This is a genomic window from Micromonospora sp. URMC 105, from assembly GCF_051386295.1.
In the GTDB taxonomy this organism is placed as follows: domain Bacteria; phylum Actinomycetota; class Actinomycetes; order Mycobacteriales; family Micromonosporaceae; genus Micromonospora.
On sequence record NZ_JBPQTL010000003.1, the window covers coordinates 152753 to 177166 of the forward strand.

General features: G+C 73.4%; 31 protein-coding genes and 1 pseudogene. 18 read left to right on the forward strand and 14 right to left on the reverse strand.

The window, feature by feature from the left end; translation table 11 throughout:
* Positions 1 to 123 precede the first annotated feature (123 nt).
* Positions 124 to 678 (forward strand): GNAT family N-acetyltransferase, encoded by a 555-nt coding sequence (locus ACSNN7_RS02030; RefSeq protein ID WP_436678766.1) that lies wholly within the window; start codon positions 124 to 126, stop codon positions 676 to 678.
* Between the two features lie 14 nt (positions 679 to 692).
* Here the strand turns inward: ACSNN7_RS02030 and ACSNN7_RS02035 are convergent, their stop codons facing one another.
* Positions 693 to 1088: a YkvA family protein gene (locus ACSNN7_RS02035; RefSeq protein ID WP_436678767.1), complete on the reverse strand. Its 396-nt coding sequence runs from the start codon at positions 1086 to 1088 to the stop codon at positions 693 to 695.
* A 145-nt stretch (positions 1089 to 1233) separates the two neighbouring features.
* Here ACSNN7_RS02035 and ACSNN7_RS02040 point away from each other — a divergent pair, with 145 nt between their 5' ends.
* Both ACSNN7_RS02040 and ACSNN7_RS02045 read left to right on the forward strand, forming a co-directional pair.
* Positions 1234 to 1722 (forward strand): DUF1992 domain-containing protein, encoded by a 489-nt coding sequence (locus ACSNN7_RS02040; RefSeq protein ID WP_436678768.1) that lies wholly within the window; start codon positions 1234 to 1236, stop codon positions 1720 to 1722.
* Positions 1723 to 1854: 132 nt separating this feature from the next.
* Positions 1855 to 3054 carry an NAD(P)/FAD-dependent oxidoreductase gene (locus tag ACSNN7_RS02045; RefSeq protein ID WP_436678769.1) on the forward strand — a complete coding sequence of 400 codons (1200 nt, stop codon included), beginning with the start codon at positions 1855 to 1857 and terminating at the stop codon, positions 3052 to 3054.
* Between the two features lie 101 nt (positions 3055 to 3155).
* On the opposite strand, the gene ACSNN7_RS02050 is transcribed toward ACSNN7_RS02045, so the two are convergent.
* From ACSNN7_RS02050 to ACSNN7_RS02060, 3 genes are read right to left on the reverse strand one after another with little or no spacing between them, the layout of a single operon-like run.
* Positions 3156 to 3947, reverse strand: coding sequence for an ABC transporter permease (locus ACSNN7_RS02050; protein WP_436678770.1), 792 nt, complete (start codon positions 3945 to 3947; stop codon positions 3156 to 3158).
* The gene (locus tag ACSNN7_RS02055; protein ID WP_436678771.1) at positions 3944 to 4906 is read right to left on the reverse strand and encodes an ATP-binding cassette domain-containing protein; all 963 of its coding nucleotides are present in this window, start codon (positions 4904 to 4906) and stop codon (positions 3944 to 3946) included. The genes ACSNN7_RS02050 and ACSNN7_RS02055 overlap by 4 nt, the downstream gene beginning before the upstream one ends.
* A gap of 14 nt (positions 4907 to 4920) precedes the next feature.
* On the reverse strand, positions 4921 to 5589 hold the full coding sequence (locus tag ACSNN7_RS02060) for a DUF4097 family beta strand repeat-containing protein (RefSeq protein WP_436678772.1): 669 nt from the start codon (positions 5587 to 5589) through the stop codon (positions 4921 to 4923).
* Between the two features lie 226 nt (positions 5590 to 5815).
* Here ACSNN7_RS02060 and ACSNN7_RS02065 point away from each other — a divergent pair, with 226 nt between their 5' ends.
* A complete protein-coding gene (locus ACSNN7_RS02065; RefSeq protein WP_436678773.1) occupies positions 5816 to 6583 on the forward strand; it encodes a helix-turn-helix domain-containing protein in 768 nt (255 codons plus the stop codon).
* A 90-nt stretch (positions 6584 to 6673) separates the two neighbouring features.
* Here the strand turns inward: ACSNN7_RS02065 and ACSNN7_RS02070 are convergent, their stop codons facing one another.
* Together ACSNN7_RS02070 and ACSNN7_RS02075 are read right to left on the reverse strand one after the other, a co-directional pair.
* On the reverse strand, positions 6674 to 7159 hold the full coding sequence (locus ACSNN7_RS02070) for a DUF1062 domain-containing protein (RefSeq protein ID WP_436678774.1): 486 nt from the start codon (positions 7157 to 7159) through the stop codon (positions 6674 to 6676).
* 662 nt (positions 7160 to 7821) lie between these two features.
* Positions 7822 to 7977, reverse strand: a complete 156-nt coding sequence (locus tag ACSNN7_RS02075; protein WP_436678775.1) for an endonuclease domain-containing protein — start codon at positions 7975 to 7977, stop codon at positions 7822 to 7824.
* A 102-nt stretch (positions 7978 to 8079) separates the two neighbouring features.
* Here ACSNN7_RS02075 and ACSNN7_RS02080 point away from each other — a divergent pair, with 102 nt between their 5' ends.
* The 3 genes from ACSNN7_RS02080 to ACSNN7_RS02090 all read left to right on the forward strand — a co-directional run bounded on the left by ACSNN7_RS02080 (position 8080) and on the right by ACSNN7_RS02090 (position 9827).
* Positions 8080 to 8814, forward strand: a complete 735-nt coding sequence (locus tag ACSNN7_RS02080) for a class I SAM-dependent methyltransferase (protein ID WP_436678776.1) — start codon at positions 8080 to 8082, stop codon at positions 8812 to 8814.
* Positions 8815 to 8904: 90 nt separating this feature from the next.
* Complete coding sequence (locus tag ACSNN7_RS02085; RefSeq protein ID WP_436678777.1) at positions 8905 to 9390, forward strand: N-acetyltransferase family protein; 486 nt, start codon at positions 8905 to 8907, stop codon at positions 9388 to 9390.
* Positions 9391 to 9437: 47 nt separating this feature from the next.
* Entirely contained in the window at positions 9438 to 9827 is a 390-nt protein-coding gene (locus ACSNN7_RS02090) for a cupin domain-containing protein (RefSeq protein WP_436678778.1), read from the forward strand.
* 4 nt (positions 9828 to 9831) lie between these two features.
* On the opposite strand, the gene ACSNN7_RS02095 is transcribed toward ACSNN7_RS02090, so the two are convergent.
* Positions 9832 to 11061: an MFS transporter gene (locus tag ACSNN7_RS02095; protein WP_436678779.1), complete on the reverse strand. Its 1230-nt coding sequence runs from the start codon at positions 11059 to 11061 to the stop codon at positions 9832 to 9834.
* A gap of 69 nt (positions 11062 to 11130) precedes the next feature.
* Between ACSNN7_RS02095 and ACSNN7_RS02100 the strand changes: the two genes are divergently transcribed.
* From ACSNN7_RS02100 to ACSNN7_RS02125, 6 genes are all read left to right on the forward strand, one after another.
* The gene (locus ACSNN7_RS02100; RefSeq protein WP_436678780.1) at positions 11131 to 11628 is read left to right on the forward strand and encodes a MarR family winged helix-turn-helix transcriptional regulator; all 498 of its coding nucleotides are present in this window, start codon (positions 11131 to 11133) and stop codon (positions 11626 to 11628) included.
* Positions 11629 to 11683: 55 nt separating this feature from the next.
* Positions 11684 to 12205: a DUF2087 domain-containing protein gene (locus ACSNN7_RS02105; RefSeq protein WP_436678781.1), complete on the forward strand. Its 522-nt coding sequence runs from the start codon at positions 11684 to 11686 to the stop codon at positions 12203 to 12205.
* 53 nt (positions 12206 to 12258) lie between these two features.
* The gene (locus ACSNN7_RS02110; protein WP_436678782.1) at positions 12259 to 12726 is read left to right on the forward strand and encodes a MarR family winged helix-turn-helix transcriptional regulator; all 468 of its coding nucleotides are present in this window, start codon (positions 12259 to 12261) and stop codon (positions 12724 to 12726) included.
* A gap of 75 nt (positions 12727 to 12801) precedes the next feature.
* The gene (locus ACSNN7_RS02115; protein ID WP_436678783.1) at positions 12802 to 13215 is read left to right on the forward strand and encodes a DUF6069 family protein; all 414 of its coding nucleotides are present in this window, start codon (positions 12802 to 12804) and stop codon (positions 13213 to 13215) included.
* A gap of 98 nt (positions 13216 to 13313) precedes the next feature.
* A complete protein-coding gene (locus ACSNN7_RS02120) occupies positions 13314 to 13829 on the forward strand; it encodes a GNAT family N-acetyltransferase (protein ID WP_436678784.1) in 516 nt (171 codons plus the stop codon).
* Between the two features lie 71 nt (positions 13830 to 13900).
* Positions 13901 to 14323 carry an Hsp20/alpha crystallin family protein gene (locus ACSNN7_RS02125; protein ID WP_436678785.1) on the forward strand — a complete coding sequence of 141 codons (423 nt, stop codon included), beginning with the start codon at positions 13901 to 13903 and terminating at the stop codon, positions 14321 to 14323.
* Here ACSNN7_RS02125 and ACSNN7_RS02130 read toward each other — a convergent pair.
* On the reverse strand, positions 14313 to 15326 hold the full coding sequence (locus ACSNN7_RS02130; protein ID WP_436678786.1) for a helix-turn-helix transcriptional regulator: 1014 nt from the start codon (positions 15324 to 15326) through the stop codon (positions 14313 to 14315). The genes ACSNN7_RS02125 and ACSNN7_RS02130 overlap by 11 nt on opposite strands.
* 82 nt (positions 15327 to 15408) lie before the next feature.
* On the opposite strand from ACSNN7_RS02130, the gene ACSNN7_RS02135 reads away from it, so the two are divergent.
* Together ACSNN7_RS02135 and ACSNN7_RS02140 are read left to right on the forward strand one after the other, a co-directional pair.
* On the forward strand, positions 15409 to 16407 hold the full coding sequence (locus ACSNN7_RS02135) for a tyrosine-type recombinase/integrase (RefSeq protein ID WP_436678787.1): 999 nt from the start codon (positions 15409 to 15411) through the stop codon (positions 16405 to 16407).
* An 89-nt stretch (positions 16408 to 16496) separates the two neighbouring features.
* Positions 16497 to 16724 (forward strand): annotated as a pseudogene (locus ACSNN7_RS02140) (LLM class flavin-dependent oxidoreductase); the annotation flags it as partial.
* Between the two features lie 89 nt (positions 16725 to 16813).
* Here ACSNN7_RS02140 and ACSNN7_RS02145 read toward each other — a convergent pair.
* Positions 16814 to 17188, reverse strand: coding sequence for a VOC family protein (locus ACSNN7_RS02145; protein WP_436678788.1), 375 nt, complete (start codon positions 17186 to 17188; stop codon positions 16814 to 16816).
* Between the two features lie 178 nt (positions 17189 to 17366).
* On the opposite strand from ACSNN7_RS02145, the gene ACSNN7_RS02150 reads away from it, so the two are divergent.
* The gene (locus ACSNN7_RS02150; RefSeq protein WP_436678789.1) at positions 17367 to 17825 is read left to right on the forward strand and encodes an Rv0361 family membrane protein; all 459 of its coding nucleotides are present in this window, start codon (positions 17367 to 17369) and stop codon (positions 17823 to 17825) included.
* Here ACSNN7_RS02150 and ACSNN7_RS02155 read toward each other — a convergent pair.
* The 3 genes from ACSNN7_RS02155 to ACSNN7_RS02165 are packed head-to-tail and all read right to left on the reverse strand — an operon-like array spanning position 17822 to position 20755.
* Positions 17822 to 18538 carry a thymidine kinase gene (locus ACSNN7_RS02155; protein WP_436678790.1) on the reverse strand — a complete coding sequence of 239 codons (717 nt, stop codon included), beginning with the start codon at positions 18536 to 18538 and terminating at the stop codon, positions 17822 to 17824. The two genes, ACSNN7_RS02150 and ACSNN7_RS02155, sit on opposite strands and share 4 nt — an antisense overlap.
* Positions 18539 to 18581: 43 nt before the next feature.
* The gene (locus ACSNN7_RS02160; RefSeq protein ID WP_436678791.1) at positions 18582 to 19970 is read right to left on the reverse strand and encodes an MFS transporter; all 1389 of its coding nucleotides are present in this window, start codon (positions 19968 to 19970) and stop codon (positions 18582 to 18584) included.
* 20 nt (positions 19971 to 19990) lie between these two features.
* Positions 19991 to 20755 (reverse strand): glycerophosphodiester phosphodiesterase, encoded by a 765-nt coding sequence (locus ACSNN7_RS02165; protein ID WP_436678792.1) that lies wholly within the window; start codon positions 20753 to 20755, stop codon positions 19991 to 19993.
* A 224-nt stretch (positions 20756 to 20979) separates the two neighbouring features.
* Here ACSNN7_RS02165 and ACSNN7_RS02170 point away from each other — a divergent pair, with 224 nt between their 5' ends.
* Positions 20980 to 21381 carry a hypothetical protein gene (locus tag ACSNN7_RS02170; RefSeq protein WP_436678793.1) on the forward strand — a complete coding sequence of 134 codons (402 nt, stop codon included), beginning with the start codon at positions 20980 to 20982 and terminating at the stop codon, positions 21379 to 21381.
* 6 nt (positions 21382 to 21387) lie between these two features.
* Here ACSNN7_RS02170 and ACSNN7_RS02175 read toward each other — a convergent pair whose 3' ends face one another.
* The gene (locus tag ACSNN7_RS02175; RefSeq protein ID WP_436678794.1) at positions 21388 to 22230 is read right to left on the reverse strand and encodes an SDR family NAD(P)-dependent oxidoreductase; all 843 of its coding nucleotides are present in this window, start codon (positions 22228 to 22230) and stop codon (positions 21388 to 21390) included.
* A gap of 369 nt (positions 22231 to 22599) precedes the next feature.
* Between ACSNN7_RS02175 and ACSNN7_RS02180 the strand changes: the two genes are divergently transcribed.
* Positions 22600 to 23436, forward strand: a complete 837-nt coding sequence (locus ACSNN7_RS02180) for a nitroreductase/quinone reductase family protein (protein WP_436678795.1) — start codon at positions 22600 to 22602, stop codon at positions 23434 to 23436.
* A 38-nt stretch (positions 23437 to 23474) separates the two neighbouring features.
* Here ACSNN7_RS02180 and ACSNN7_RS02185 read toward each other — a convergent pair whose 3' ends face one another.
* On the reverse strand, positions 23475 to 24251 hold the full coding sequence (locus tag ACSNN7_RS02185) for a lysophospholipid acyltransferase family protein (protein WP_436678796.1): 777 nt from the start codon (positions 24249 to 24251) through the stop codon (positions 23475 to 23477).
* Between the last annotated feature and the right edge of the window lie 163 nt (positions 24252 to 24414).

The following is a 24414-nucleotide window of genomic DNA, read 5'->3' on the forward strand; positions in this document are numbered from 1 at the left end:
GGGACCCGACCCTACGCTCGCCGGCCGCTTGCCCGGCCCGCCCGGGGCGGCTGTGGGACGCGCCCGTCCGCCAATCGCGGCGGTGCTCTTTGCGCCGGGCCGCCCAGCGGTGACACTGCTGTGATGTCCGTCGTCCTACGGGTGCCCGCCACCGCTTCCGCCGCCGAACTCGTCCTGCGCCCGTGGCACGACGACGACGTCGACGCGCTGCTGGAGATCTACCAGGACCCGGAGCTGCGCGCGCGTACCCGCCAGCCGGTGCAGACGGTCGCCGACGCCCGGCGCTGGGTGGCCCGGCACCGGCAGGGCTGGGCGGCGGGCCGGCGCTTCTGCTTCGCGGTGTGCGCCCCGGACCCGGCGGGTGCCGGGCAGCGGCTGGTGGCCTGCGTGGTGCTCAAGGACGTCACGCCGGGACGGCCGGACGCCGAGGTGGGCTACTGGACGGCCGCGCCGGCGCGGGGCCGAGGGGTGGCCCCGCGTGCCGTGGACGCGGTGAGCCGCTGGGCGTTCACCCGGTTCGCCGCCGCCGGGCTGACCCGCCTGGAACTGCTTCACCAGGTCGACAACCAGGCCTCCTGCCGGGTGGCGGAGAAGAGCGGGTACCCGTTCGTGGAGGTGCTGCCCGCCCGGGCGCCGTACCCGCTCGACGGGCACCGCCACGTGCGCCGGCGGGACTGAGGTCTCGACGGGCCTCAGGCCGGCGGCGGGCCGAGCAGTCGCAGCAGCAGGCGTGGTTCGCCGGGCCAGGCGGCGAGCAGCACCTCACGCGGCACCTGCCGGCCCGCGTAGCGCAGTGCGAGCGCGACCACCACGATGTCGTCCAGCGGGCCGATCACCGGCAGGAACTCCGGAATCAGGTCGATCGGGCTGGCCAGCCAGAGGCCCGCCACCACGATGGCGATCTTCGCCTTCCGGGGGACCCGGGGATCGGCGCGCAGCCGGCGCACGGTGGTCAGGCAGTCGGGGATGAACGCGGCCAGATCACGCAGGATGCCCGGCGGCAGCCGCCGGGCCAGCAGCACCAGCAGCGCCCAGCCGGCCGGCAGGCAGGCCACGGCCACGCCGAGCCCGATCAGCCAGTCCCGCACGTGCACCCCTCCGCCGACCCGCGCCGCCCCTGCGGCGAATCTACGCCCCGTACGCCGGCCCGCCGGTGGGGGAATGCCGGGGCCTGGTCGCGACGCTGAACTCTGTCGGCATGGGCGGATACCGTGGTCGGGGAGGTAGGGCGACGTGAGCAACGCGTGGGAAGCGGCGGTCGAGGCGCAGATCCGCTCCGCCCTGGATCGCGGCGAATTCGACAACCTGCCCGGCATGGGCAAGCCGATCCCCGGCCGTGGCCAGCCCTACGACGAGTCCTGGTGGATCAAGAGCTTCCTGGAGCGCGAGGCGCTGCCCAGCACCCTGCTGCTGCCCACCCCGCTGCAGCTGCGCCGCAAGGTGGAGCAGGTCCCCGACGAGGTCCGTGACCTGCCCACGGAGGAGGCCGTCCGGGCGTACGTGGCCGTGCTGAACGCCGAGATCGTCGCCTGGCTGCGCAACCCGACCGGCCCGCGGGTGGTGGTCCGGCCGGTCAACGTCGACGAGACCGTGCAGCGCTGGCGCGCGGACCGGGCGCAGGCCGCGGCGGCGCCTACGGTGGCGGCATCGCCGGAGCAGCCGCGTGCCACGGCTGGGCGGCCCCGGCGCCGCTGGTGGCTGTGGTGGCGCCGCCGGGGCTGATCCCGGCGCCGGCCGATGTGGCGATCACCGGTCAGCTCTGACCGCTCCTGTGCAGTGACGTGTCTCACGCGCTGTCACACCCGTCGATCACGCGGTGTCTTGGGGCCGAAGCCCTGAAGCGAAGGAGACACCATGACCGGGAACACCCAGGTCGTCGTGATCGGCGGCGGATACGCCGGTGTCATGGCCGCCAATCGCCTGACGCAGCGCGCCGACCTCACCGTGACGCTGATCAACCCACGCCCGACCTTCGTCGAGCGGATCCGCCTGCACCAACTGGTGGCCGGGACCGACGACGCGATCGTCGACTACCGGCAGATCCTGGCCGGCGGCGTCCGGCTGCTGGTCGACACCGTCGCCCGGATCGACGCGGCCGAGCGCAGCGTGACGTTGGCGACCGGCGGCACGACCGGCTACGACTACCTGATCTACGCGGTGGGCAGTGGCAGTGCCGATCCGCGGGTGCCCGGAGCGGCCGAGTTCGCCTACCCGATCGCCGGCCTGGAGGAGGCCCAGCGGCTGCGGCCGGTCATCGACGCCGCGCCCGCGACGGCCCCGGTGACGGTGGTCGGAGCAGGTCCGACCGGCATCGAGACCGCCGCCGAGCTGGCGGAGGCGGGCCGCACCGTGACCCTGGTCTGCGGCGAGGTGCTCGGCCCGTACCTGCACCCTCGGGGTCGGCGCGCGGTCGCCGCGCGGCTCGCCCGCCTCGGCGTGACCGTGCTCGACGGCCCCGGCGCGACGGTGACGGCCGTGACGCGCGATGCCGTACGGCTCGGTGACGGCCGCGAGCTGCCCAGCACGGTGACCATCTGGACCGCCGGATTCGGCGTGCCGGACCTGGCCGTTCGCAGCGGGCTGAGCACCGACGCGCTGGGCCGCCTGCTCACGGACGAGACGTTGACGAGCGTGGACGACGTGCGCATCGTCGCCGCCGGGGACTCGGCGGCCCCCTCGGACCTGCCGTTCCGGATGAGCTGCCAGGCCGCGATGCAGCTCGGCCCGCAGGCCGCCGAGACAGTCCTCAAGCGGCTCGCGGGTGAGGAGCCCGCGCCCGTCGACGTGGGGTTCGCCGGCCAGTGCATCAGCCTGGGCCGGCGCGCCGGCATCTTCCAGTTCGCCAGCCGGAGCGACACCGCGACGAGGCTGCACCTCGGCGGCCGCCCGGGTGCGAGGCTCAAGGAGTTCATCTGCAGGAGCATCGTCTGGCAGCTGGCGTACGAGGCGCGCAAGCCCGGCGCGCGCAACTGGTGGATCAAGGATGGCAAGCGCCGTCGGCTGCTGCAGGCCACGGGCGGCGATGCGCTGTCCACTCCCGACCGGGCGGCCTGAGCCCGGGAACGCCGACGGGGCGGCGTACGCCGACGGGGTGTCGGAGTGCGCCGCCCTGATCGGGGACGAGCTGCGCCAGGCGGCCCGCGCCGCCATGGCCGTTACTTCGGGTCGCGGTTGAACGTCGACGTCGACCAGAAGTAGCCGAGCACCGCGAGACCCAGGCACCAGGCGACCGCCAGCCACCCGTTGTGGCCGATCCCGCTGCCGAGCAGCAGACCGCGCAGGGTCTCGATGGCGGGCGTGAACGGCTGGTACTCGGCGACCGGCTGCAGCCAGCCGGGCATGGCGTCGACCGGGACGAAGGCGCTGGAGAGCAGCGGCAGCAGGATCAGCGGCATCGCGTTGTTGCTGGCCGCCTCGGCGTTCGGGCTGACCAGGCCCATGCCCACCGCGATCCAGGTGAGCGCCGTGGCGAAGAGCACGAGCAGCCCGAACGCCGCGAGCCACTCCAGCACGTCGGCATCCGTGGACCGGAAGCCGATGGCCACGGCGACGGCGCCCACCAGGACCACGCTCATGACCGATTGCAGCACGCTGCCGACGACGTGCCCGACGAGCACCGACCCGCGGTGGATCGCCATCGTGCGGAAGCGGGCGATGATGCCCTCGGTCATGTCGGTCGAGACGGACACCGCCGTGCCGATCACGGTGCTGCCGATGGTCATCAGCAGCAGGCCGGGCACGAGATACGCGATGTACTCGGCGCGGTCCGGACCGCCGCCGCCGATGCCCGCGCTCATCGTGTCGCCGAAGACGTAGACGAAGAGCAACAGCAGCATGATCGGGGTGAGCAGCAGGTTCAGGGTCAGCGACGGATAGCGCCGGGCGTGCAGCAGGTTGCGGCGCAGCATCGTGGACGAGTCGCGTACGGCCAGGGAGAGGGAACTCATCGGACGGCCTCCGTGGGCTGGTGGGGGACGCCGGTGCCGCCGGTCAGGGCGAAGAACACGTCGTCGAGGTCGGGGGTGTGCACGGTGAGGGTGTCGGCGTGCACGTCGGCGGCGTCCAGCCGGTCGAGGATCGCGCGCAGCTCGCGCTGGCTGCCGCCGCTGGGGATCTGCAGGGTCAGCGCCTGGTCGTCGCGCATGCTCTCGCGCAGCGCGCCGGCGGCCCGCTCGTACGCCGCCGGGTCCTCGAAGCGCAGCTGGACGTGCCCGCCGGGGATGAGCCGCTTCAGTTCCCCGGCGGTACCCTCGGCGGCGATCTTCCCGTCGTTGAGCACGGCGATGCGGTCGGCGAGCTGGTCGGCCTCCTCCAGATACTGGGTGGTGAGGAAGACGGTGACGCCGTCGGAGACGAGTTCCCGGATGATCTGCCACATGTTGTGGCGGCTGCGGGGGTCGAGGCCGGTGGTCGGTTCGTCGAGGAAGATGATCCGCGGGTTGCCGACCAGGGTCATGGCGAGGTCGAGGCGGCGCTTCATGCCGCCGGAGTAGGTGGCGGCCGGTTTCTTCGCCGCGTCGGTGAGATCGAAGCGCTCCAGCAGCTCGGCGGCGGTGCGCCGGCCCTCGCGCGTGGGCAGGTGGTGCAGGTCGGCCATGAGCAGCATGTTCTCCTCGCCGGTGATCAGGCCGTCGACGGCGGAGAACTGGCCGGTGACACCGATCGCGGCGCGTACCGCCTGCGGGGCGGCGGCGAGGTCGTGACCGCCGACGCGGATGTCGCCGGAGGCGGGGTCGGGGGAGACGAGGGTGGAAAGGATCTTGACGGCGGTGGTCTTGCCGGCGCCGTTCGGGCCGAGCAGGGAGAAGATCGTTCCTTCGGGGACGGCCAGGTCGACGCCGTCGAGCACGACCTTGTCGCCGTAGGACTTGCGCAGCCCGTTCGCCGCGATGGCCAGGTTGGTCATGATGGGTGCTCCTTCTACAGGCTGCGGGCGCTGATGTCGCCGTGGTCGGTGGTCGCGTGGATGGTCAGCCCGGCCGCGGCGCCGTCGCTGTTCTTCAGTGCGTTGTGGACCCGTCCGTAGCCGGTGCCGGCGTCCAGGGAGGCGGAAACTCCGTGGGCGGCGCCGACCGTCACGTCGCCCATCCGGGTACGCAGCACGACCGTGCCGGAGGTGGCCTCGGCGATGTGGATGTCACCCTTCTGAGTGCTGAGCTCCGCCGGACCGTGGAGGCGCCCGACCGTGATGTCACCGGCGAGGGCGGTCAGGCGCACGCTCGCGGCCTCGTCGATCTTGATGGTGCCGTGCGCGCCGTCGAAGGCGACCTCGCCGAGCCGCCCGACGCCGCGGAACTCGGCGGCGGCCGCCTTCCCCTCGACGCGGGAACCGGCGGGCAGCTGGACCGTCACCTCGATGGATCCGGACGCGCCGAGGAGCTGGTTCTTCGCCGCGGCCTGGATCCGCAGCACGCCGTCGCCGTACTCGACCCTGGCCTGCTCGGCCATCGTCACGTCGCGGCCCTTGGCGGCGTCCGTGGGCAGGACCTCGACCGTGGTGTCGGCCCGGTCGGCGGCGATGAACTGGACGCGTCCGGCGGGGATGTCCAGGACGGCGGAGATCGGGTGGGGGGTGTTGAACGTGTGCATCGTGCTCTCCTCCTGCGCTCAATGTTTCTGACTTTGAAAACGCTACGTTGCGTTCAAGAGATGGGCAACAACCTTGTTGCGCACGGTCAGCGTTATGCCAGCTCACTGCCCGATTTTCGTTGCAACGGGTAGGCTTCTAACGCAACGCGGGCCGGGCCTTGCGTTGCATTGGAAGCAGAGTGAACGCTATGTTCGAGGCGTCAGGGAAGCGTGGAGGGAGATCGTGATGCCAGGAGGCCGGCTCAGCCAGCAGGAACGCCAGCAGATCGCGCTGGGGCTGGCCGACGGGCTCGCCTACGCCGAGATCGCCCGACGCCTCGACCGTCCCACCTCGACGATCACCCGTGAGGTGATGCGCAACGGCGGTCCCACCGCTTACCGCGCCGACCTGGCCCATCGCGCCACCGAACGCCGCGCCCAGCGGCGCAGGCAGGCCGTACCCCGGGGGTCGCAGGTGCCCGCGCAGGCTCACGGCCGCGACGCCGAGGCCGTGCGGGAGTACGAGGAGGCGTTCACCACTCTCCTCATGCAGCAGGGCCTGCCCAAGATGATGTCCCGGGTGCTGACCTGCCTCTACACCACCGACGCGGGCAGCCTCACCGCGTCGGAACTCGTCGGGCGCATGCAGGTCAGCCCGGCGTCCATCTCCAAGGCGATCACGTTCCTCGAGAGCCAGGGCCTCATCCGCCGGGAGCGCGACGAACGCCGCCGCGAGCGCTACGTCGCCGACGGCGACGTCTTCTACCAGGGCATGGTCGCCGCCGCCCGATCCCACGCCCAGCTCGCCGAGACCGCCCGGCAGGGTGTCGGCATCCTCGGCCCCGACACCCCGGCCGCCGCCCGCCTCGAGAACATCGCCCGCTTCGTCGACTTCGTCGGCGAGCGCATGATCCGCGCCGCGGAGCAGGCCCGCGAGATCCTCTACACGAAGACCGAAGCGACCCCAGGCGGTACCGCCACGCCAGATCCAGGTCGCGGACAGCAATCGTCTTGAGCTGCCACCAGAGGTCAGCTGAGTGTTCTTGCAGGTCCGGGTATCGGCATGACGCCGGGCGAGCTGGTCGCTCGCCCGGCATCATGCCCGCTAGTCCGCGGCCAGCACGGTGAAGGTGAATCCGGCGCTTGTCGGACGACGCAGCGGAATGTCGCACTTGATCCGGCGTCGTACCTCGTTCCTGCTGAGGCCGAGCCCTTGCGCGATGAGCCGTTCCGGGCGCACCGGTACCGGATCCTCGAAGACGACCGTCACCTGGACCGGCCACGCCTCGCCGAGCCAGTCCGACGGGGTGTCCAGGCGCCAGGACCCCGTCCAGTCGAGAGCGAAGCGGTTACGCCGGGCGAGCAGCGGATCCAACAGCCTGGACGCCACCAGTTCCGGATCGTTGACGCCGTAGCCGTGAAGCTCGGCCGGATCGAAAGACCCGACCGGCGTTCGCTCGTGCACGGTGAGCTTCCTCGTTCGATCGCAGGACACGCAGCGAACCAGCAGCCACACGTCCAGCAGCTTGCCGTTGGCGTTGACGCGGAACCTGCCCTCGCCGGTGGTGGCCGACTCCGACCGGCAGTCCACGCACCGCAGCGACAGCAGAGGCAGCCTGGTCCGACGAACGAACCAGGACAGCACGGTATGAGGTTGTGAAGACATGATCTCTCTCTGGACCTGACACGAGGCCGATTACGCGCGACCTCGAACGCTGTATGGCCGGGCGCACAAGGGCAGCCCGGTGGAACCGACGGGAGCGTCGGCTACATGAGCGCGAGAAGGTGTCAGGTCTAGAGAGCGGGCGGGGTCACGCGGTTTGTCCTCTGTCTTCACTGTGACGGTCCGCAGGCAACCTACGGCAACGCCGACGGAGGGCTCAAACGGGTTTTCGGCCGCACGTCAGTGCTTTGCCGACCCTGTCCGTTTGGTGATGGTCGCCTGCAGGTCGTCGACGTTCGCCACCGGGTTCGCGCCGGTGACGCCGTGTCAACCCGGGACAGAGACCGGGGCGGTGACTGGAGCCGGCCGGTTTATCAGCCGCCAGGTCCGCCGCCAAGGTGATGCTGGGCGCGATGCACCTGGGCGGTGCTGTCAGTCGACGCGGCGTCCGCCGACCCACTTGACCATCTCGGGCCCCAACCCGGGAAGCCCTGGCGGTTTATCGGATTGTCGGTAATAGCAATCCTGTAAACGGTCCGGACATAACGGGCAAAGTGGCAATGCATCATAATGTCTGTTCTGTTATTTTCCTATGTCGAGGTAGGGATTGAGGGGTTGCCGAGGTAGCGCAGGGCTGCGGTGAGGGTGGCGGGTGAGTCTTTGAAGTGGCCCAGGACCGCATTGCATGACGCACACAAGGGGCCTCGGACCTTGCGGCACCGCTTGCACGTTCTGCTGCCGACCATGTGCGGACCGTATCGGTCGGTACCGACACTGTGCACAGTCCGGGAGAGACGAAGGCTGATACTGGCTCGTCGCGACCGCCTTCCGTTGATTAGCGTGCGGCGGTGCGCAACGCGGAGTTCACCGATCCCCGCCTCGTCGCGGTCTACGACGTCGAGTGCCCGTGGGGCCGCGACGACGACTTCTTCCTCGCCGAGGTGGGCACCTCGCCCTGCCGCGTGCTGGACTTCGGCTGCGGCACCGGCCGGCTGGCGCTCGCCCTGGCCGCCGCCGGGCACACCGTCACCGGTGTCGACCCGGCCCGGGCCTCGCTGGACGCGGCCCGCGCCAAGCCCGGCGCGGACCGGGTCACCTGGGTCGAAGGTGGCGCGGAGGTGCTGCCCGCCGGGGCGTACGACGTAGCGCTGATGACCAGCCACGTCGCGCAGTTCGTGGTGGACGACGACGAGTGGCGGCGGGTCCTGGCCGCCCTGCGCCGCGCGTTGCGTACGGGCGGTCGGTTGCTCTTCGACTCCCGCGACCCGGCCGACCGGCGCTGGGAGCGGTGGAACCCGGTCGACTCCCGCCGCCGGGTCCGCCTGCCCGACGGGACCGACGTGCTGACCTGGACCCGGGTGAGCGCCGCCCACGCCGGCGTCGTGCACTTCACCCGCCACTTCCGCTTCCCGGACGGCGAGCGGCGCGGCGACGCCGTGCTGCGGTTCCGCACCGAGCAGGAGTTGCGGGGCTCGCTCGCGGAGGCGGGTTTCCGGATGCAGCGCATCGACGGTGGCTGGCAGGGAGAGCCCGTGGGTGCGGGGGATGACGGCGAATTCGTGGTGGTGGCGACGGCGGTCTGAGGATCGCTCCGGTACGACCGGCGGGCGCGAGCGGGTGGCGGACGGGCAATCGGTTGGCGACGCCGGCGCCGCAGGGGTTAACTTCCCCCGATGCTGATCAGAGAGTTCACCGACGCCGACTGGCCGCAGGTCTGGCCGATCGTGCAGGAGGTGGTCGTCGCGGCGGACACCTTCGTGTACGACCCGGGGCTGAGCGAGGAGTCGGCCCGCGCCATGTGGGTGGAGGCGCCGCCGGGGGTGACCGTGGTCGCCCTCGACGGTGACCGGGTCCTCGGCACGGCGAAGATCGGCCCGAACAAGCCCGGGCCGGGCGCGCACGTCGCCACGGCCAGTTTCATGGTGTCCGCCGGCGCGCGGGGCAGGGGCGTCGGCCGGGCGCTGGTCGAGTACGCCCTGGACTGGGCCCGCCGGCAGGGGTACGCGGCGATGCAGTTCAACGCGGTGGCCGAGTCCAACACCTGGGCGGTCGAGCTGTACCGGCGGCTCGGGTTCACGGTGATCGGCACCGTGCCGGAGGCGTTCGCGCTGCCGGACGGCAAGCGGGTGGGCCTGCACATCATGCACCGCTTCCTCTGAGCCCGCCGGGGACACCGGCGCGGGCGTGACGGTGCCAGGATGGGCCGATGAGCGATGAGCCGATCGACCTGGCGGTGGCGCTGGCCGGATTCGACCAGTTGTGGAGCCCGCGGATCGTCACCCGGGTCAACGACTACGACGTGCGGATCGCCAAGGTGGCCGGGGAGCACGTCTGGCACGTCCACGACGAGACCGACGAGTTCTTCCTGGTTCTCGACGGGGAGCTGCGGATCGCGCTGCGCGACGGTGCGGGGGAGCGGACGGTGGTGCTGCCCCGCGGCGCGGTGTACGTGGTGCCGCGCGGGGTGTCGCACCGGCCGTCGTCGGCGGGCGGGGCGTCGATCCTGATGTTCGAGCCGTCCGGCACGTCCAGCGTGGGGGATCGGCACGACGAGGTCCCCGATCACGTGGACGCCACCACCGGCCACCTGCTCTGACCGGTCAGCCCACCGCCGCGCCGGCCCGTTGCGGCGCCGGCGCGGCGGGCCAGGTCAGTCGGCGTACGCCGGGCACGGCCGCGGTGCCGGCGCAGGCGAGCGCGACGAGCACCGCCGCCCCGGCCAGCGGCGCGGGTGTGCCCCAGGCGTCGGCGGCGAGCGGGGCCACGGCGTAGCCGATCGGCATCGCCCCCAGCGACATCAGCCAGTCGTACGAGGTGACCCGGGCCAGCACCTCGGGCGGGAACTGCCCCTGCACCACGGTCTCCCAGATCGGGTTGAGGAAGCCCAGCGCGGTCAGCGCGAGGCAGTACGCGGCGATCACCGCCGGGGCGGGCGCGGCGGCGGCCAGCAGTGCCAGCGGGACCGCGTACGTGGCCAGGGCGAGGTTGCCGACCAGGACGGGCCGGCGGGGCCGGAACCGGCTGGCCGCCAGTGACCCGGCCAGCATGCCGACGGCGCCGCCCTGGAGCATGAGCACCCACACGCCCTCCCCGCCGAGGCGGTCCACGGCGACCGCGGGGCCGAGGGTCATCAGCACGGCCGCGGCACCGTTCCACACCCCGTGCCCGACAAGGCTGGTCCAGTACCAGTCCCCGCCGCGCACCTCCCGCCAGCCGCGCACCAGGTCGGCGGCGAGGGAGCGGTGCGGCACCGGCACGTGCCGCACCCGGATCGCGGCCACCAGCAGGGCGCTCACGGCGAAGGAGATCCCGTCGAGGACGAACGCCCAGCCGGGCCCGGCTGCCCAGATCAGCAGGCCGGCCAGGGCGGGTCCGGCGAGCCGGCTGGCGTTGGCGGTGACCCCCAGCAGGGCGTTGGCGCGCTGCCGCCCGTCGGCCTGCACGGTCCCGGCGACCAGCGGCGCCGCGGTGGGGATGGCGAAGGCGGAGGCGGCGCCGCCGAGCGCGGAGGCCACCGCCACGTGGGTCAGCGAGGGGGCGTCGGCGAGCAGTTCCACCCCGACGGCGAGTTGGGCGGCGCAGCGCACCAGGTCGGTGACCACGGCGACCCGTTGGGCGTGGAAGCGGTCGGCCACCACGCCGCCCAGGGGCAGCAGGAGCAGCCGGGGGACCATCGCGCAGGCCAGCACCAGCGCCAGCGAGCCGGCGGAGCCGCCCGCCCGCAGCACCGCCAGGGCAAGGGCGGCCGGTACGACGGCGTCGCCCAGGGCGCTGACGGTACGGCCGAGGAAGAGCAGCCGGAAGGGGCGCGTCCGGAGGGGATGAGTCACCCTCACAAGGTATTTCGACACCGAACATTTCGTCAACGAATATTTAGCCGTCGACGTACAGTGTCGGTCATGACCGCACGCGACCGCACCGATCGGCACATCGAGCGCTGGCTGCCCGTGCTGCCGGAGCTCGACCCCGACATCGAGGGCGCGGTCAGCCGGATGTCCCGCTTCACCCGGCACCTGCGCGCGGTCAAGGACCGCTCCCTGGCCGAGCTGGGTCTGCCCGCGCACGAGTACGACACGCTGCACGCCCTGGCCGGGCGGCGCGGCCGGGCCACCCCCGGCGAACTGGCCGACGACATGGCGATGGCGCCGGCCTCGGTGACCGCCCGGGTCGACGCCCTGGTCCGGCGCGGCTTCGTGCGGCGCCTCCCGTCCACGGTCGACCGGCGGCGGGTCGACGTGGAGCTGACCGACGCGGGCCGCGCGGCCTGGCACGCGGCGATTGAAGTGATCGGGCACGAGGAACACCGGCTGCTCGGCGTGCTCAGCCCGGACGAGCGCCGGCTCCTGGCCGACCTGCTGCGCCGGGTCTCCCTGCGGGCCGAGGAGACCGCCGGTTGAGCGGGCCCGGAATTCGCCTGGCGCCGACGGGGACGGGGCTGGCAGGGTGGCCGGCATGACGGCCCAGGTTCTGGCGGGTGCCCTCGCCGACGACGTACGGCGACAGGTCTTCGCGGCGATCGTGCTCGGCGCCGCCGACGCGTCGGCGGTCACCGACCGTACCGGCCTGCCGGTCCGGCAGGTGGTCACCGCGCTGCGGCGGCTGGTCGAGGCCGGGGTGGTGGCCGGCGCGGACGGTGACCTGCGGGTGGACGCCGACCTGCTCCGGGAGGCCGCCCGCGCGCCGGTCGCGGCGGCCCCCGCCGCCCGGGAACCGGCGGAGCGGGTGCTGCGCACCTTCCTGCGCGACGGGGTGCTGGTGCGGCTGCCGGCCCAGCGCGGCCGGCGGCGGGTGCTGCTGGACCGCGTCGTGGGCTCGTTCGAGCCGGGCGTGCGTTACCCGGAACGGGCGGTCGACGAGATCCTGCGGCGCTGGTGCGACGGCGGCGACGCCGACCACGTGACCCTGCGTCGTTATCTGGTGGACGAGCAGTTGCTTGCCCGTGAGCAGGGCATCTACTGGCGGATCGGCCCCTGATCCGTCCGGGACGGAAACCATCTGCTTCCGGACGGTCTTGTTAGCCTCGGGGCATGACCTCGCGCTCGCCCGGTGGCCCACCCGACCTGATGTTCCTGCTCTCCTGGGCGAGTCACGCGTTGATGGCCGAGCACGCCGCCGGCCTGGCCCGGCTGGGCATCTCCCCGCGGGCGCACTGCGTGCTGCTGAAGGCCCGGCCCGGTGGGCTCACCCAGCGGCAGATCGGCGAGCTGTGCGGGATCGACAAGACCACCATGGTGGTGACGCTGGACCAGTTGGAGGGCGCGGGGCTGGCGCGCCGGCTGCCCTCGCCGACCGACCGGCGGGCCCGGCTGGTCGAGGTGACCCCGGACGGTGAGAAGGTTCTCGGCCAGGCGCAGGAGATCGCCGGCCGGATCCAGCAGGACGTGCTGTCCACGCTGCCCGAGCCCGACCGCGCCGTGTTTCTGCGTGCGATCAGCACCCTGGTCGGCGGCCGGCTCGCCGGCAACGGGGCCTGCGGAGTCCGCCCCGCCTGCTAGTTCCGGGCAGGATAGTTCCGAACGAGATTATTTGATACGGTCGCACCTGTCTGGTTCCCCGATCGAGGAGCACGCATGACCGCGACCACCCATCCCGCCACCACCACCCCCTCCCTGCGCCGCCGCGCCCTGGGCGTGGCCGTCACCGTCCTCACCTGCGTCGTGCTCTGGATCGTGGGCGCGGTAGCCGGAGTCGACTACACCGTGGAGAACCCTGGGCAACCGGCGTTCGTCGTCAACCTGGTGCCGGTCGTCATCTTCTCCCTCGGCTCGGCGCTGGTGGGCTGGGCGGGACTGGCCCTGCTGGAGCGCTTCGCCGGCCGGCGGGCCGGCGTCATCTGGATCACGCTCGCGGTGCTGATCGCCCTGGTCTCCCTCGTCCCCGTGTTCGCCACCGAGGCCACCACCGGCGCCAAGGTGATGCTGGGCGCGATGCACCTGGCGGTCGCCGCGGTGCTGATCGCCTTCCTGCCGAAGCGGTCCCGCTGACGAGCGACGCGTGACGGCGGCGCCCCCGATGCGGGGGCGCCGCCGTCACGTCACGGGCCACGACGGAATTGCGTTGACCTCGGCGCGAGGATCGACGGGTGCGTACCACGTGGACTTCGATGCCGGCCCGGCCCACCGACCCTGACGCGGCGGACCTGCTGGGGCGGTACTTCGAGGAGATCGTCCGCCGCTTCCATCGCCGGCCCGTCCGGCCCGGCGAGGTCGAGGCGGCGATGGCCGAGTCGCCCAGCGACGACCTCGTCCCGCCGAACGGGCTGCTGCTGGTGGCGTACCGCGACGGCCGGGCCGCCGGCTGCGCAGGACTGCGGCTGCGCCCCGGCTGGGCGGAGCTGACCCGGGTCTTCGTCCATCCCGCTCACCGGGGCCACGGCGGCGGCGCCGCCCTGCTCGCCGCCGCCGAGCGGCACGCCCGGACCCTCGGCGCGGACCGGATCCGGCTCGACACCCGCGCCGACCTGGTCGAGGCCCGCGCCCTGTACGCCCGGCACGGGTACGTCGAGATCCCCGCCTACAACGACGACAGGTACGCCGAGCACTGGTTCGAAAAGCTCCTCCGCGGCGAGTTGACGCCGCGCGTACGACGCGCTAAATAGAGAAGAGGAAGTTGAGCCCGTCAGACTCAACTGTGAGGACCTTCGGCCAGGAGAACCGAGGAGGCACGACCATGCTGATGCGTACCGACCCGTTCCGTGAGATCGACCGGCTCGCCGAGCAGTTCTTCGGCACCACCAGCCGTCCCGCGGTGATGCACATGGACGCCTACCGCGACGGCGACCACTTCTACGCCGCGTTCGACCTGCCCGGCGTCGACCCCGACAGCATCGACTGCACCGTCGAGCGCAACGTGCTGACCGTCCGCGCCGAGCGACGCCGCCCCACCGGCGAGAACGTCGAACTGGTCGCGGCCGAACGCCCGATGGGCACCTTCACCCGGCAGTTGTTCCTCGGCGACACCCTCGACGCCGACCGCCTCGAGGCCGGGTACGACAACGGGGTGCTGACGCTGCGCATCCCGATCGCGGAGCGCGCCAAGCCCCGCCGGGTCACCGTCAACGCCGGCAACGGGCACAAGCAGCTCACCGCGTGACGGAGGCACCGCCGGCGGTGGGGTACGCCGGCGGCGGATAGATGGCGGCCATCGCGTGGGCGCTGGCCGCCATCAGCTGCCGCAGCTCGGCCGGGGCGAGCACCTCCACCTGCGCACCCAGCTTCAGCAGCTCGGTGTGCCCGTGCCGCACCGACTCGATCGGCACCGTCGTGTGCAGCCAGCCGTGCGCGTCCGGCTCACCCGCCGCCGCCCGGGCCGCCCGGCTCATCGCGGGCGGGAAGACGTACGTCATGAACTCCAGCGCGGCGGTGGTGACCCGCACCCGGGCCTCGTCGCGGTAGACGCCGCGCTCGTACCGGTCGGCCCACTCCCGCCACGAGGCGGCCAGGTCGAAGTCGGCGGGCCGGTCGAACCGCTCGTCGAGCACGGTCAACGCCAGGATCGCCCCGACCCGGTAGGTGCGCACCTGCTCCCCGGCGCGGGCCGCCAGATACCAGCGGCCGGCCTTGAGCACCACCCCCAGCGGCGCCAGCACCCGGCTCACCTCGCGGGGGCGCTTCCACCGCCGGTAGCGGACCTCGATTAGGCGGTCCGCCCAGATCGCCTCGGCCAGTGCGCTCAGGTGCGGGGTGGGTTCCGGGTCCCGGAACCAGCCGGGCGCGTCCAGGTGGAACCGCTGCCGGATCCGGTCGCCCTCGTCGGCCAGGCCCGCCGGCAGGGCCGCCCGCAGCTTCAGCTCCGCGGCGGTGAGGACCGCGCCGAGGCCCAGCTCCGCGGCCGGCCCGGGCACCCCGGCCAGGAACAGCGCCGCGGCCTCGTCGGAGGTCATCCCGGTCAGCCGGGTGCGGTAGCCGCCGAGCAGCCGGTAGCCGCCGGCCGGGCCCCGGTCGGCGTACACCGGGACGCCGGCGGCGCCGAGCGCCTCGACGTCGCGGTAGACGGTACGTACCGAGACCTCCAGCGCGTCGGCGATCTCCTGGGCGGTCATCCGCCCCCGGGCCTGCAGGAGCAGCAGCAGGGAGACCAGCCGGCTGGCGCGCACCCGACGACGGTAGCGCGCCGCTGGCAATCCGCTCGGGCGCGCCTCGTGGTCATTGGCCGCCGGGGCTGAGAGCCTTTTTCACATGCTGCGTTCCGACGTCCCGGTCCTGTCCCACGCCTCGGCCCGGCCCGCCCTGCCGAGCGGGCCGGTCGACTTCACCGAGGCGTGGCTGCGCAACCGGCGGCTGTCGGAGCACACCCGCGCCGCGTACCGGCGGGACATCGCCGGCTGGCTGGCCTGGTGCGCCGCCCGCGACCTCGACCCGCTGCACGCCAACTTCCTGGACGTCAACACCTACGGCCGCGATCTGGAGGCCACCCTGGGCGCCCGGACCGGCCGGCCGCTGACCCCGGCGACCGTGGCCCGCAAGCTCTCCGCGCTCTCCAGCTGGTACGAGTTCCTGGTCAAGCTGCGGGCGGTGGACGCCAACCCGGTCTCCGGCGCCGACCGGCCGCGCGTCGACCGGGACCACTCGGCCACGGTCGGGCTCACCCCGGAGGAGGTGGACGCGTTGCTGGCCGCCGCCGACGCCGACACCGGCCCGACCGCCGCCCGCAACCGCGCCGCCATCGCCCTGCTCGCCGACCTCGGCCTGCGGGTCGGGGAGCTGGTCTCGCTGAACCTCGACGACCTGGGCGCCGAGCGGGGGCACCGCAGCGTGCGGTTCGTCGGCAAGGGCGGCAAGCCGCGCCGCCGGGCGCTGACCCCCGGCACCGCGTACGCCGTGGACGCGTACCTGGCCGCCCGGGCCGCCGCGCAGGGGGTGGCCGTGGAGCAGCTCACCGGCCCGCTGCTGGCCACCGCCACCGGCGGCCGGCTGGACCGGCACTCGGTGTTCCGGCTGGTCCGCCGGCTGGCCCAGGTCGCCGGCATCCCGGCGGCAGCCAAGTTGTCCCCGCACTCGCTGCGGCACGCCTTCGCCACCACCGCCCGCGCCGAGGGCGTGCCGCTGGAGGACGTACAGGACGCGATGGGGCACGCCGACCCCCGCACCACCCGCCGCTACGACCGGGACCGGCACAACCTCGACCGCGACCCGGCGTACGTGATCTGGGCGGCCCGGGCCCGCCGCCGCGGCTGAGCCACGGTCTACGCCGGGCGCGTGTCGGCCCACGCTCGTACGGTGCGGGGATGCGACACGGACTGGAGATCCCCTGTGGGGGCCGGGGCATGAGCGCAGCCCTGCTGGTGGAGCTCGGCGAGCTGACCGAGCGGTCCGGCTGGGACGCGGTGTTCCTGGAGGACTACCTGATCCACCACGACGGCGTCGACCCGCCCACCTTCGACCCGTGGCTGCTGCTGGCCGCGATCGCCGGGCGCACCGGGCGGATCCGGCTGGGCACGGCGGTCACCGGGCTGCCCCGGCGCCGGCCGGCGAAGCTGGCCCGGGAGGTGCTCACCCTCGATCACCTCTCTGCGGGCCGGGCGCAGGTGGCGGTCGCTGTCGGGGACCCGGCCGGGCCCGGTGACCCGGCCGGGACGGTGCGTCAGCCCTGCGGGCGGGGGCAGATGCAGAACGGCTGGCCCACCGGGTCGAGCAGCACCACCCAGCGCCCGTCGCCGGGCTGGAACTCCGGCCTGGTCGCGCCCGCCGCCACGAACTCCTGCTCCGCGGCGGTGAGGTCGTCGACGTACAGGTCGAGGTGGTAGCGCTTGGCGGAGGTCTCGTCGGGCCAGCGCGGCGGAACGAAGCCGGGCACCCGGCCGAACCCGACCGAGACGCCGTCGGGGCTGCTGATCATGGCGTACTCGGCTTCGCTGTGGGTGATCTTCCAGCCCAGGACGCGGTGGTAGAACTCCGCGTGCGCGGCCGGGTCGGGGCTGTCCAGGTTGACCATGGCGAGGTCGGCGGTGACTGTCATGACCGGCAGCCTGCCGCAGGTACCTGACACCTGCTGACAGGTACCGCACGGCTTCGCTCGGCGGCATATCGGCAGCAGGGCCGCCGCGCCCGCAGCCGCGCCGCCGGCCCGGCCCCCTCGTCACGACCGGGGCGATGTTCCTGCGCGGATCGGACGGTGCGGCATACGGTCGCAGGTGATGGGCGGTCAGCAGGCGTGGCACCGACCGGCCCGGCCCCGCCGGCCGGTGCGTACCGGTCTGCTGCTCGGTGGCCTGACGATGCTGCTGTGCCTGGTCGGCGTGGCCGGGCTGGGGGCCTGGAACATGCAGGTGGTGACCCAGGCGGGCGGACCGGTGCGGGAGACCGCCGACGGGTTCTTCCAGGAGTTGTCCGCCGGCGAGGTCGAGCGGGCCTACGACCGGCTGTGCGCACAGGCCCGCAGCCGGTGGAGCGAGGTCGGCTTCGCCGGCTGGGTGCGGACCCCGCCGGTGGTCACCGGCTACGAGATCCTGGACGTGTCGGTGCGCACCAAGGCCGGCCGCCCGATCGGGGAGGTGACCGTCCGCGTCACCCGCGAGGGCGGGGCCGGCGAGGAACGCCGCCTGCCGGTGATCAAGGAGGACGGCGAGTGGCGGGTCTGCGGCGACCCGTTCTAGGAGCGCGGGCCCAGGTCGCCGGAGCGGTAGTGACGCCGGCAGAGCACCTGGTAGCGCACCTCGGCGGTCTCCGCCGTGTCGCCGATGACCACCTGCGCGCCCTCGCGGACCACCCGCCCGTCGACCACCCGGGCGTTGAGCAGCCCCTCCCGGCCGCACCAGCAGAGCACCTCGATCTGGATCCGGGCCACCTCGTCGGCCAGCTCGAACAGCCGCTGCGCCGCCGGGAAGAGGCAGGACCGGAAGTCGGTGGCCAGGCCGAAGGCGTACACGTCGACGTCGTAGCCGTCGACCAGTTCGGCCATCTGCTCCACGTGCTCGACGTTGTAGAAGGAGGCCTCGTCGCAGATCAGGTAGTCGACGCGTACCCCCTCGGCCCAGGTGTCGCGGACCAGCCTGCGCAGGTCGAGCGAGTCGGTGACCTCGACGGCGGAGTGGGCCAGGCCGATGCGGCTGGTGACCTGCGGGCCCAGCGACCGGTCGATGCGGGTGGTGACCAGGCCGCGGCGGCCCTGCCGGGCGTGGTTGTAGTTCATCTGCAACGCCATGGTGGACTTGCCGCAGTCCATCGGCCCCCAGAAGAACTTCAGCGCGGCGGCGTGCAGCGGCCGCCCGTCGACACCGCGGGCGGCGGCACAGCCGATGCCGTTCTCGTCCGGACCCGGCAGGGGTCGGGCCAGGCAGGTGGGGGCGGCAGCGGCGTCGTCGGTCACGTCGGGGCAGCCTAGTCCATCGAGGCGCCCCGATCGGCTGGGCTCAGAGCACCCGGGGCGGGGTGTTGCCGGCCGCGACGATGGCCCGGCGGATCGGCACCGCCGCCAGCAGCACGAAGCCCAGGACGAAGAAGATCAGCAGTGAGACCAGGCCCACCCGGTAGGAGGCGGTGAGCTGGAACACCAGGCCGAAGGCGAGCGGCCCGAGCCAGCTGGTGCCCTTGTCGCTGATCTCGTAGAAGCCGTAGTACTCGCCCTCCTTGCCGGCGGGGATGAGCTGGCTGAACAGCGATCGGCTCAGCGCCTGGCTGCCGCCGAGGACCAGGCCGATCGCCGCGCCGAGGGCCATGAACGGCAGCGGCGCCTCGGCAGGCAGCCGGAACGCCGCGATGATCACACCGGTCCAGAGCACCAGCGACAGCAGCACCGTCTTCCACGCGCCGATGCGCCGGGCCAGCGCGCCGAGGGCGAGCGCCCCGCCGAAGGCGAGGAACTGCACCAGCAGGATCGTCACGATCAGGGTGCTCTGCTCCAGCTTCAGCTCCTCGGTGCCGTACTGGCTGGCCAGGGTGATCACGGTCTGGATGCCGTCGTTGTAGACCAGGAAGGCGAGCAGGAAGAACAGCGTCAGCGGGTACGCCTTGATCTCGCGCAGGGTGCGGCCGAGCTGCCGGAAGCCGTCGGTGAGCACGTTGCCGCCGCCGGCCAGCGCCGCGGCGGTGGGGCGCTCGCGCAGCCAGCGCAGCGGCACCAGGGTGAACAGCGCCCACCACACGCCGGCGGACACGATCGACCAGCGGGCCAGGTCCAGGGTGCGCTGCGGGTTGCCCTCCTCGCCGAGCATGGAGACCGCGACCAGGTTCAGCGCGAGCAGCAGCCCGCCGCCGAGGTAGCCGATGGCCCAGCCGCGGCTGGAGATGCCGTCGCGTTCGTCGGGGCCGCCGAGCTGCGGCAGGAACGAGTTGTAGACGACCACGGCCGCGCCGAAGGCGATGTTGGCGATCAGGAACAGCGCCCCGCCGAGCAGGTACCGCTCGCCGGTGACGAAGGCCATCGCGATGGTCGCCCCGGCGCCGGTGAACGCCGCGCCGGCCAGCAGCCGCTTCTTGTGCACCGACCGGTCGGCGATCGCCCCGACGACCGGCAGCACGAAGACGGTCAGGAACACCGACAGCGAGATCAGGTACGGGTAGTAGGAGCCGGCCGCGACCCGGATGCCCAGCGGGTGCACGTAGCCGTCGCAGCTGTCCGCGCCGAGTTCGCAGCCGGCCGCCAGCTCGGTGACGGTGGTGAGGAACGGGCCGAGGAAGACCGTGATGACGGTGGTCTGGAAGGCCGAGTTGGCCCAGTCGTAGAGGTACCAGCCACGGCGTTCCCGACGGGTGCTCGCCGGCGGTGGCTCCTGCACCGCGGGGGTGACGGTCTCGGCCATCGGGCTTCCTTTGCCGGTACTCAGGCGGCCCAGTGGCCGCGGCTGCGGTAGACGTCGCGCAGCACGCCGACGTGATCGGTCATGATGCCATCCACACCACGATCAAGTAAGTCGTGCATCTCGGCAGGTTCGTCGATCGTCCAGACGTGCACCTGCAGGCCCAACCGGTGGCAGTAGGCGAGGAACCGGCGGTCCACCACCGGCACCCGGCCGTAGCGCGGCGGCACCTGCGCGGCGACCACCGAGGGCGGCAGCCGCAGCCGCCACCCGTGCAGCGACGCCAGCCGCAGCCGGGCCACCCCGCGCATGCCGAGACCGGTCGCGACCCGACCCTCGGTCAGGGCCCGCAGCCGGATCAGCCGGGCGTCGCTGAACGACGCCAGCAGCACCCGCTCGGCCGCGCCGGCCCGCGTCACCGTCTCGACCGTCGGCTCCACGCCGCCGTCGGCCTTCACGTCGATGTTGAACCGCACCTGCGGCCACGCGGCCAGCACCTCGTCGAGCCGGGGTACGACCGCCGCGCCGCCGACGCGTACCGAGGCGAGGTCGGACCAGCGCAGGTCGGCGATGCGTCCCCGCTCGCCGGTGACCCGCTGCAGGCTGGCGTCGTGGAAGACCACCGCCACGCCGTCGGCGGTGCCGTGCACGTCGGTCTCGACGTACCGGTAGCCCAGGCCGATCGCCCGGGTGAACGCCTCGACGGTGTTCTCGTCGCCCTCGGCGGCGCCGCCACGGTGGGCGAAGGCCAGCGGCGCGGGCGCGTCGAGGTAGCCGGGGGTCAGCACGCAGCGCAGTATGCCTCGCGCCGGTGGCCCGCGGATGACCGGCCCGCGAGGATCGGATGTCGATGGACACCATTACCTGCACAGGCACATGCAGGCCCGGTCGCAGTCGCTGCTGACTCGGCTCCCGACGAGCACCCACGCGTCGCCGCCGAGTGCCGAGTACGGTGTCCACCGCTGGTCGCGGCGCGCCCGCCGCTACCAGGCGTGAGGCGGGGGAGACGCGCGTGCGGCCCAGCATCCTGTTCGTCACGGACCTGGCCTATCCGGCGCAGGGCCGCCGCTACGGCGACGAGGACGTGTATCTGACCTCCCGGCTGCGGGAGGACTTCGACCTGGCGCTGTGCCATCCGCGGGAGGCGGCCGCGCTGATGGGCCGCTTCGACGCGGTGGTGGTCCGCAACAGCGGCCCGGTGCTGGCCTACCGGGAGGCGTACGAGGCGTTCCGGGCGGTCGCGCCGGCCGGGGGCGTGCGGGTGTCCTGCCGCACCGCCGACGGCGCGCTGCTGCTGGTGGAGCTGGAGGACCTCAACCCGTACCTGTCGCTGGACCTCGTCGGCGCGCCGGTGCGCGAGCAGTTCGTGGCGGCGCTGACCGGCTCCCTGCGCCGCTTCCTCGCCGCCGGGTAGGGCGGGTCAGCGCAGCCAGCCGCCGGTCAGGTCGATGACCGCCGTCCCGGCGAGGTCGGCCAGCTTCACCCGGACGAACTCCCGCGCCGTCGTCGAGGTCTGCGTGCGCGGCGCCGGGGTCGGGCCGGTGACGACCGCGACGACGACGGTGGCGGCGTCCGCCGGGGACTGCGCCGCCGCGAATGTCCGACCGCTGCGGTCGAGGTACGCGCGCAGCGCCGGGGCGTACACCCCGGCCTGCTCGAGTGCGCGGTCCCGGTCGATGTCGATGTTGGCGACGAACTCGCTGGCCACCGGGCCGGGCTCGACCACGGCGACGGTCACCCCGACGCCCGCCGCGACCGGCGCGAGGGACTCCATGAACCCCTCGACGGCGAACTTCGCGGCGCAGTACGCCTCGTTGAACGGCTGCCCGACGACCCCGCCGACGCTGGTGACGCTGACCAGCCGGCCCCGGCTGGCCCGCAGGTGCGGCAGCGCGGCCCGGCTGACGTGCAGCACCCCGAAGAAGTTGACCTCCATGACGGCGCGCACGTCCTCGACGGTCTCCTGTTCCAGGGTGCCGACGTGCCCGGCGCCGGCGTTGTTGACCACCGCGTCGAGCCGCCCGTACGCGGCCACGGTCTCGGCCACGGCGGTGGCGGCCGAGTCGGCGTCGGTGACGTCGAGGCGGCGTACGTCGATCAGGTCGGCGACCCCGGCGGCGTCGGCGGCGGCGCGCAGCCGGTCGGCGCGCCCGAGGTCGCGCATGGTGGCCACGGTGCGCCAGCCGGCGCGCGCGCAGCCCAGCGCGATCTCCAGGCCGATGCCGGTGGAGGTGCCGGTCACCAGCACCGTCTGCTCGCTCATGTCTGCCCGCCTTTCCTGGTGGAACGCCTGCGGGCAGGGTCTCACCGTTCCGGGCCCCGCGAGGGCAACTCCGGGTTGCCCGGCACCGGGAGCGGACACTAGGGTCGATGTCGTGACTGCCGGGTCGGCCATGGGCCACAAGCGGACAGGACACCCGGCCGGCGCGTGAGCCCCGGGTGGGCCCGAGGCCCGCCACGTGCGCTCCGCCCGTCGCCTTCGCCGCGACGCCTCCGCGATTCTCACGCACCACGGTTCGCCCGTCGGTGCCGCCTGCCGCGCGTGCCGTCCGTCGACGTCCGCGCTCCCCGCCTTCTCGCACCCACCGCGCCGCCGCGCGGCGCGCTCACCTGCCCGGAGTTTCCACACCACATGCCGAACGACTTCAACACCCCAATCATCGAGGAGTTCCGCGCCAACGCCGGCCGTGTCGGCGGCTGGTTCGAGGGCGCCCGACTGTTGCTGCTCACCACCACCGGGGCGCGTACCGGCGCCGAGCACACCACCCCGCTGGGCTATCTGCCCGACGGCGACCGGGTCCTGGTGATCGCCTCCGCCGGGGGCGCGCCGCGGCACCCGCAGTGGTTCCGCAACCTGGTGGCCGACCCGCTGGTCACCGTGGAGGACGGGGTCTTCACCTACCGGGCCCGCGCCGAGGTGCTCACCGACGCCGACCGCGACCGCGCCTTCGCCCGGGCCGCCGAGGCCGACCCGGGGTGGGCCGACTATCAGGACCGGGCGGGCCGCCGGCTGCCGGTGGTGGCGCTGGAGCCGCTGCCGGGCCCGCCGAGCCCGCCGCCCGGCCCGCCGGGCGCGGCGCTGATCGCCGTGCACGACGCGTTCCGCCGGGAGCTCGACCTGATCCGGCAGGAGGTGGCGGCGGCGGGGCCGACCATCGGGGCGCAGCTGCGGGTGAACTGCCTGACCCTCTGCGAGGGGCTGCACGGGCACCACCAGCGCGAGGACGGGGGCATCTTCGCCTGGCTGGCGTACGAGCGGCCCGATCTCGCTCCGGTGCTCGACCGGCTCGCCGCCGAGCACCGGGCGATGGCGGCGCTGCTGGACGAGCTGCGCGCGGTCCTGGCCACTCCCGCCGTGGACCCCGTCGTGCTGGGCCGGGAGGTGGACCGCCTGACCGGCCAGGTGCAGGCGCACCTGGCGTACGAGGAGGAGCAGTTGGTGCCGCTCCTGGACGCCGCCGGCGGGTGATCACGCCGCGCGGCTGAGGTCACGCCGCCCGGCGGGGTTCAGGCCGCCGGGCGGCGGCGGTGGGCGCGGCTGGTGTCGACGGGGCGGCCCGGGTCGACGTGCCGGGGCCGGTCCGGCTCGTCGGGGCGCAGCGGCACCAGGGTGTCCGTGATCGCGTCGATGATCCGGTCTGTGCCGCGGCGCGCGGCGCCAGGCGCGCCGTGGGCCAGGTCGTGCAGGTCGAGCGGTTCGCCGAAGCGCACCCGGATCACCGGCCGGCGCAGCAGCGACCGGGCGGCGCCACGCAGCACGCCCTTGGGTGCCCGGTAGGGCAGCACCTCGTGCGAGCCCCACTGGGCGACCGGGACGATCGGGGCGCCGCAGGCCAGGGCGAGCCGGGCGGCGCCGGTCTTGCCCCGTTCGGGCCACAGGCCGGGGTCCAGGCCGATGCGGCCCTCGGGATAGACCAGCACTACCGAGCCGCGGGCGACCGCGGCGGCGGCGTCGTCGAGGGCCCGGTGCACGGCGGCGGTGCCCCGGTCGACGCGCAGGTGCCCGGCGTGGCGCATCAGCGCGCCGACGACCGGGGCGCGGAAGAGCCCGCCGGTGGCCATGATCCGGGGGGCGATGCCGCGGGTCCGGCAGGCCGCGGCGAGGACGGCCGGGTCGAACGGGCTGATGTGGTTGGCGGCCAGGATCAGCGGGCCGCGGCGCAGGTGCTCGGGCACGTCGCCGCTGACCTCCAGCCGGGCCAGCAGGGCGACGAGGAGGCGGGCGAGGACCTGTACGGCGCGCCAGAACAGCGGCGGCCGCCAGGTGGCGGTCGGGGTGTCCATCAGTGCTGGATGGTCGCACGTCCCCGGGTGAGGGCGGGCACCGATCCCGGGTCGGGTGGCAGAGGTGATCAGGGTCATTGGTCCCGGGCCGGCTCGGGACCCCCGGCCCTGCCCGAATCTCTACGACGCGCAGTAGTATTTACTACGTCTCGTAGTATGAACA

Coding starts and splice junctions, on each gene's coding strand:
- ACSNN7_RS02030 (WP_436678766.1), top strand. CDS start 124: ATGTCCGTCGTCCTACGGGTGCCCGCCACCGCTTCCGCCGCCGAACTC.
- ACSNN7_RS02045 (WP_436678769.1), top strand. CDS start 1,855: ATGACCGGGAACACCCAGGTCGTCGTGATCGGCGGCGGATACGCCGGT.
- ACSNN7_RS02050 (WP_436678770.1), bottom strand. CDS start 3,947: ATGAGTTCCCTCTCCCTGGCCGTACGCGACTCGTCCACGATGCTGCGC.
- ACSNN7_RS02055 (WP_436678771.1), bottom strand. CDS start 4,906: ATGACCAACCTGGCCATCGCGGCGAACGGGCTGCGCAAGTCCTACGGC.
- ACSNN7_RS02060 (WP_436678772.1), bottom strand. CDS start 5,589: ATGCACACGTTCAACACCCCCCACCCGATCTCCGCCGTCCTGGACATC.
- ACSNN7_RS02065 (WP_436678773.1), top strand. CDS start 5,816: ATGCCAGGAGGCCGGCTCAGCCAGCAGGAACGCCAGCAGATCGCGCTG.
- ACSNN7_RS02075 (WP_436678775.1), bottom strand. CDS start 7,977: ATGGTCGGCAGCAGAACGTGCAAGCGGTGCCGCAAGGTCCGAGGCCCC.
- ACSNN7_RS02085 (WP_436678777.1), top strand. CDS start 8,905: ATGCTGATCAGAGAGTTCACCGACGCCGACTGGCCGCAGGTCTGGCCG.
- ACSNN7_RS02090 (WP_436678778.1), top strand. CDS start 9,438: ATGAGCGATGAGCCGATCGACCTGGCGGTGGCGCTGGCCGGATTCGAC.
- ACSNN7_RS02100 (WP_436678780.1), top strand. CDS start 11,131: ATGACCGCACGCGACCGCACCGATCGGCACATCGAGCGCTGGCTGCCC.
- ACSNN7_RS02105 (WP_436678781.1), top strand. CDS start 11,684: ATGACGGCCCAGGTTCTGGCGGGTGCCCTCGCCGACGACGTACGGCGA.
- ACSNN7_RS02110 (WP_436678782.1), top strand. CDS start 12,259: ATGACCTCGCGCTCGCCCGGTGGCCCACCCGACCTGATGTTCCTGCTC.
- ACSNN7_RS02115 (WP_436678783.1), top strand. CDS start 12,802: ATGACCGCGACCACCCATCCCGCCACCACCACCCCCTCCCTGCGCCGC.
- ACSNN7_RS02125 (WP_436678785.1), top strand. CDS start 13,901: ATGCTGATGCGTACCGACCCGTTCCGTGAGATCGACCGGCTCGCCGAG.
- ACSNN7_RS02135 (WP_436678787.1), top strand. CDS start 15,409: ATGCTGCGTTCCGACGTCCCGGTCCTGTCCCACGCCTCGGCCCGGCCC.
- ACSNN7_RS02145 (WP_436678788.1), bottom strand. CDS start 17,188: ATGACAGTCACCGCCGACCTCGCCATGGTCAACCTGGACAGCCCCGAC.
- ACSNN7_RS02150 (WP_436678789.1), top strand. CDS start 17,367: ATGGGCGGTCAGCAGGCGTGGCACCGACCGGCCCGGCCCCGCCGGCCG.
- ACSNN7_RS02160 (WP_436678791.1), bottom strand. CDS start 19,970: ATGGCCGAGACCGTCACCCCCGCGGTGCAGGAGCCACCGCCGGCGAGC.
- ACSNN7_RS02175 (WP_436678794.1), bottom strand. CDS start 22,230: ATGAGCGAGCAGACGGTGCTGGTGACCGGCACCTCCACCGGCATCGGC.
- ACSNN7_RS02180 (WP_436678795.1), top strand. CDS start 22,600: ATGCCGAACGACTTCAACACCCCAATCATCGAGGAGTTCCGCGCCAAC.
- ACSNN7_RS02185 (WP_436678796.1), bottom strand. CDS start 24,251: ATGGACACCCCGACCGCCACCTGGCGGCCGCCGCTGTTCTGGCGCGCC.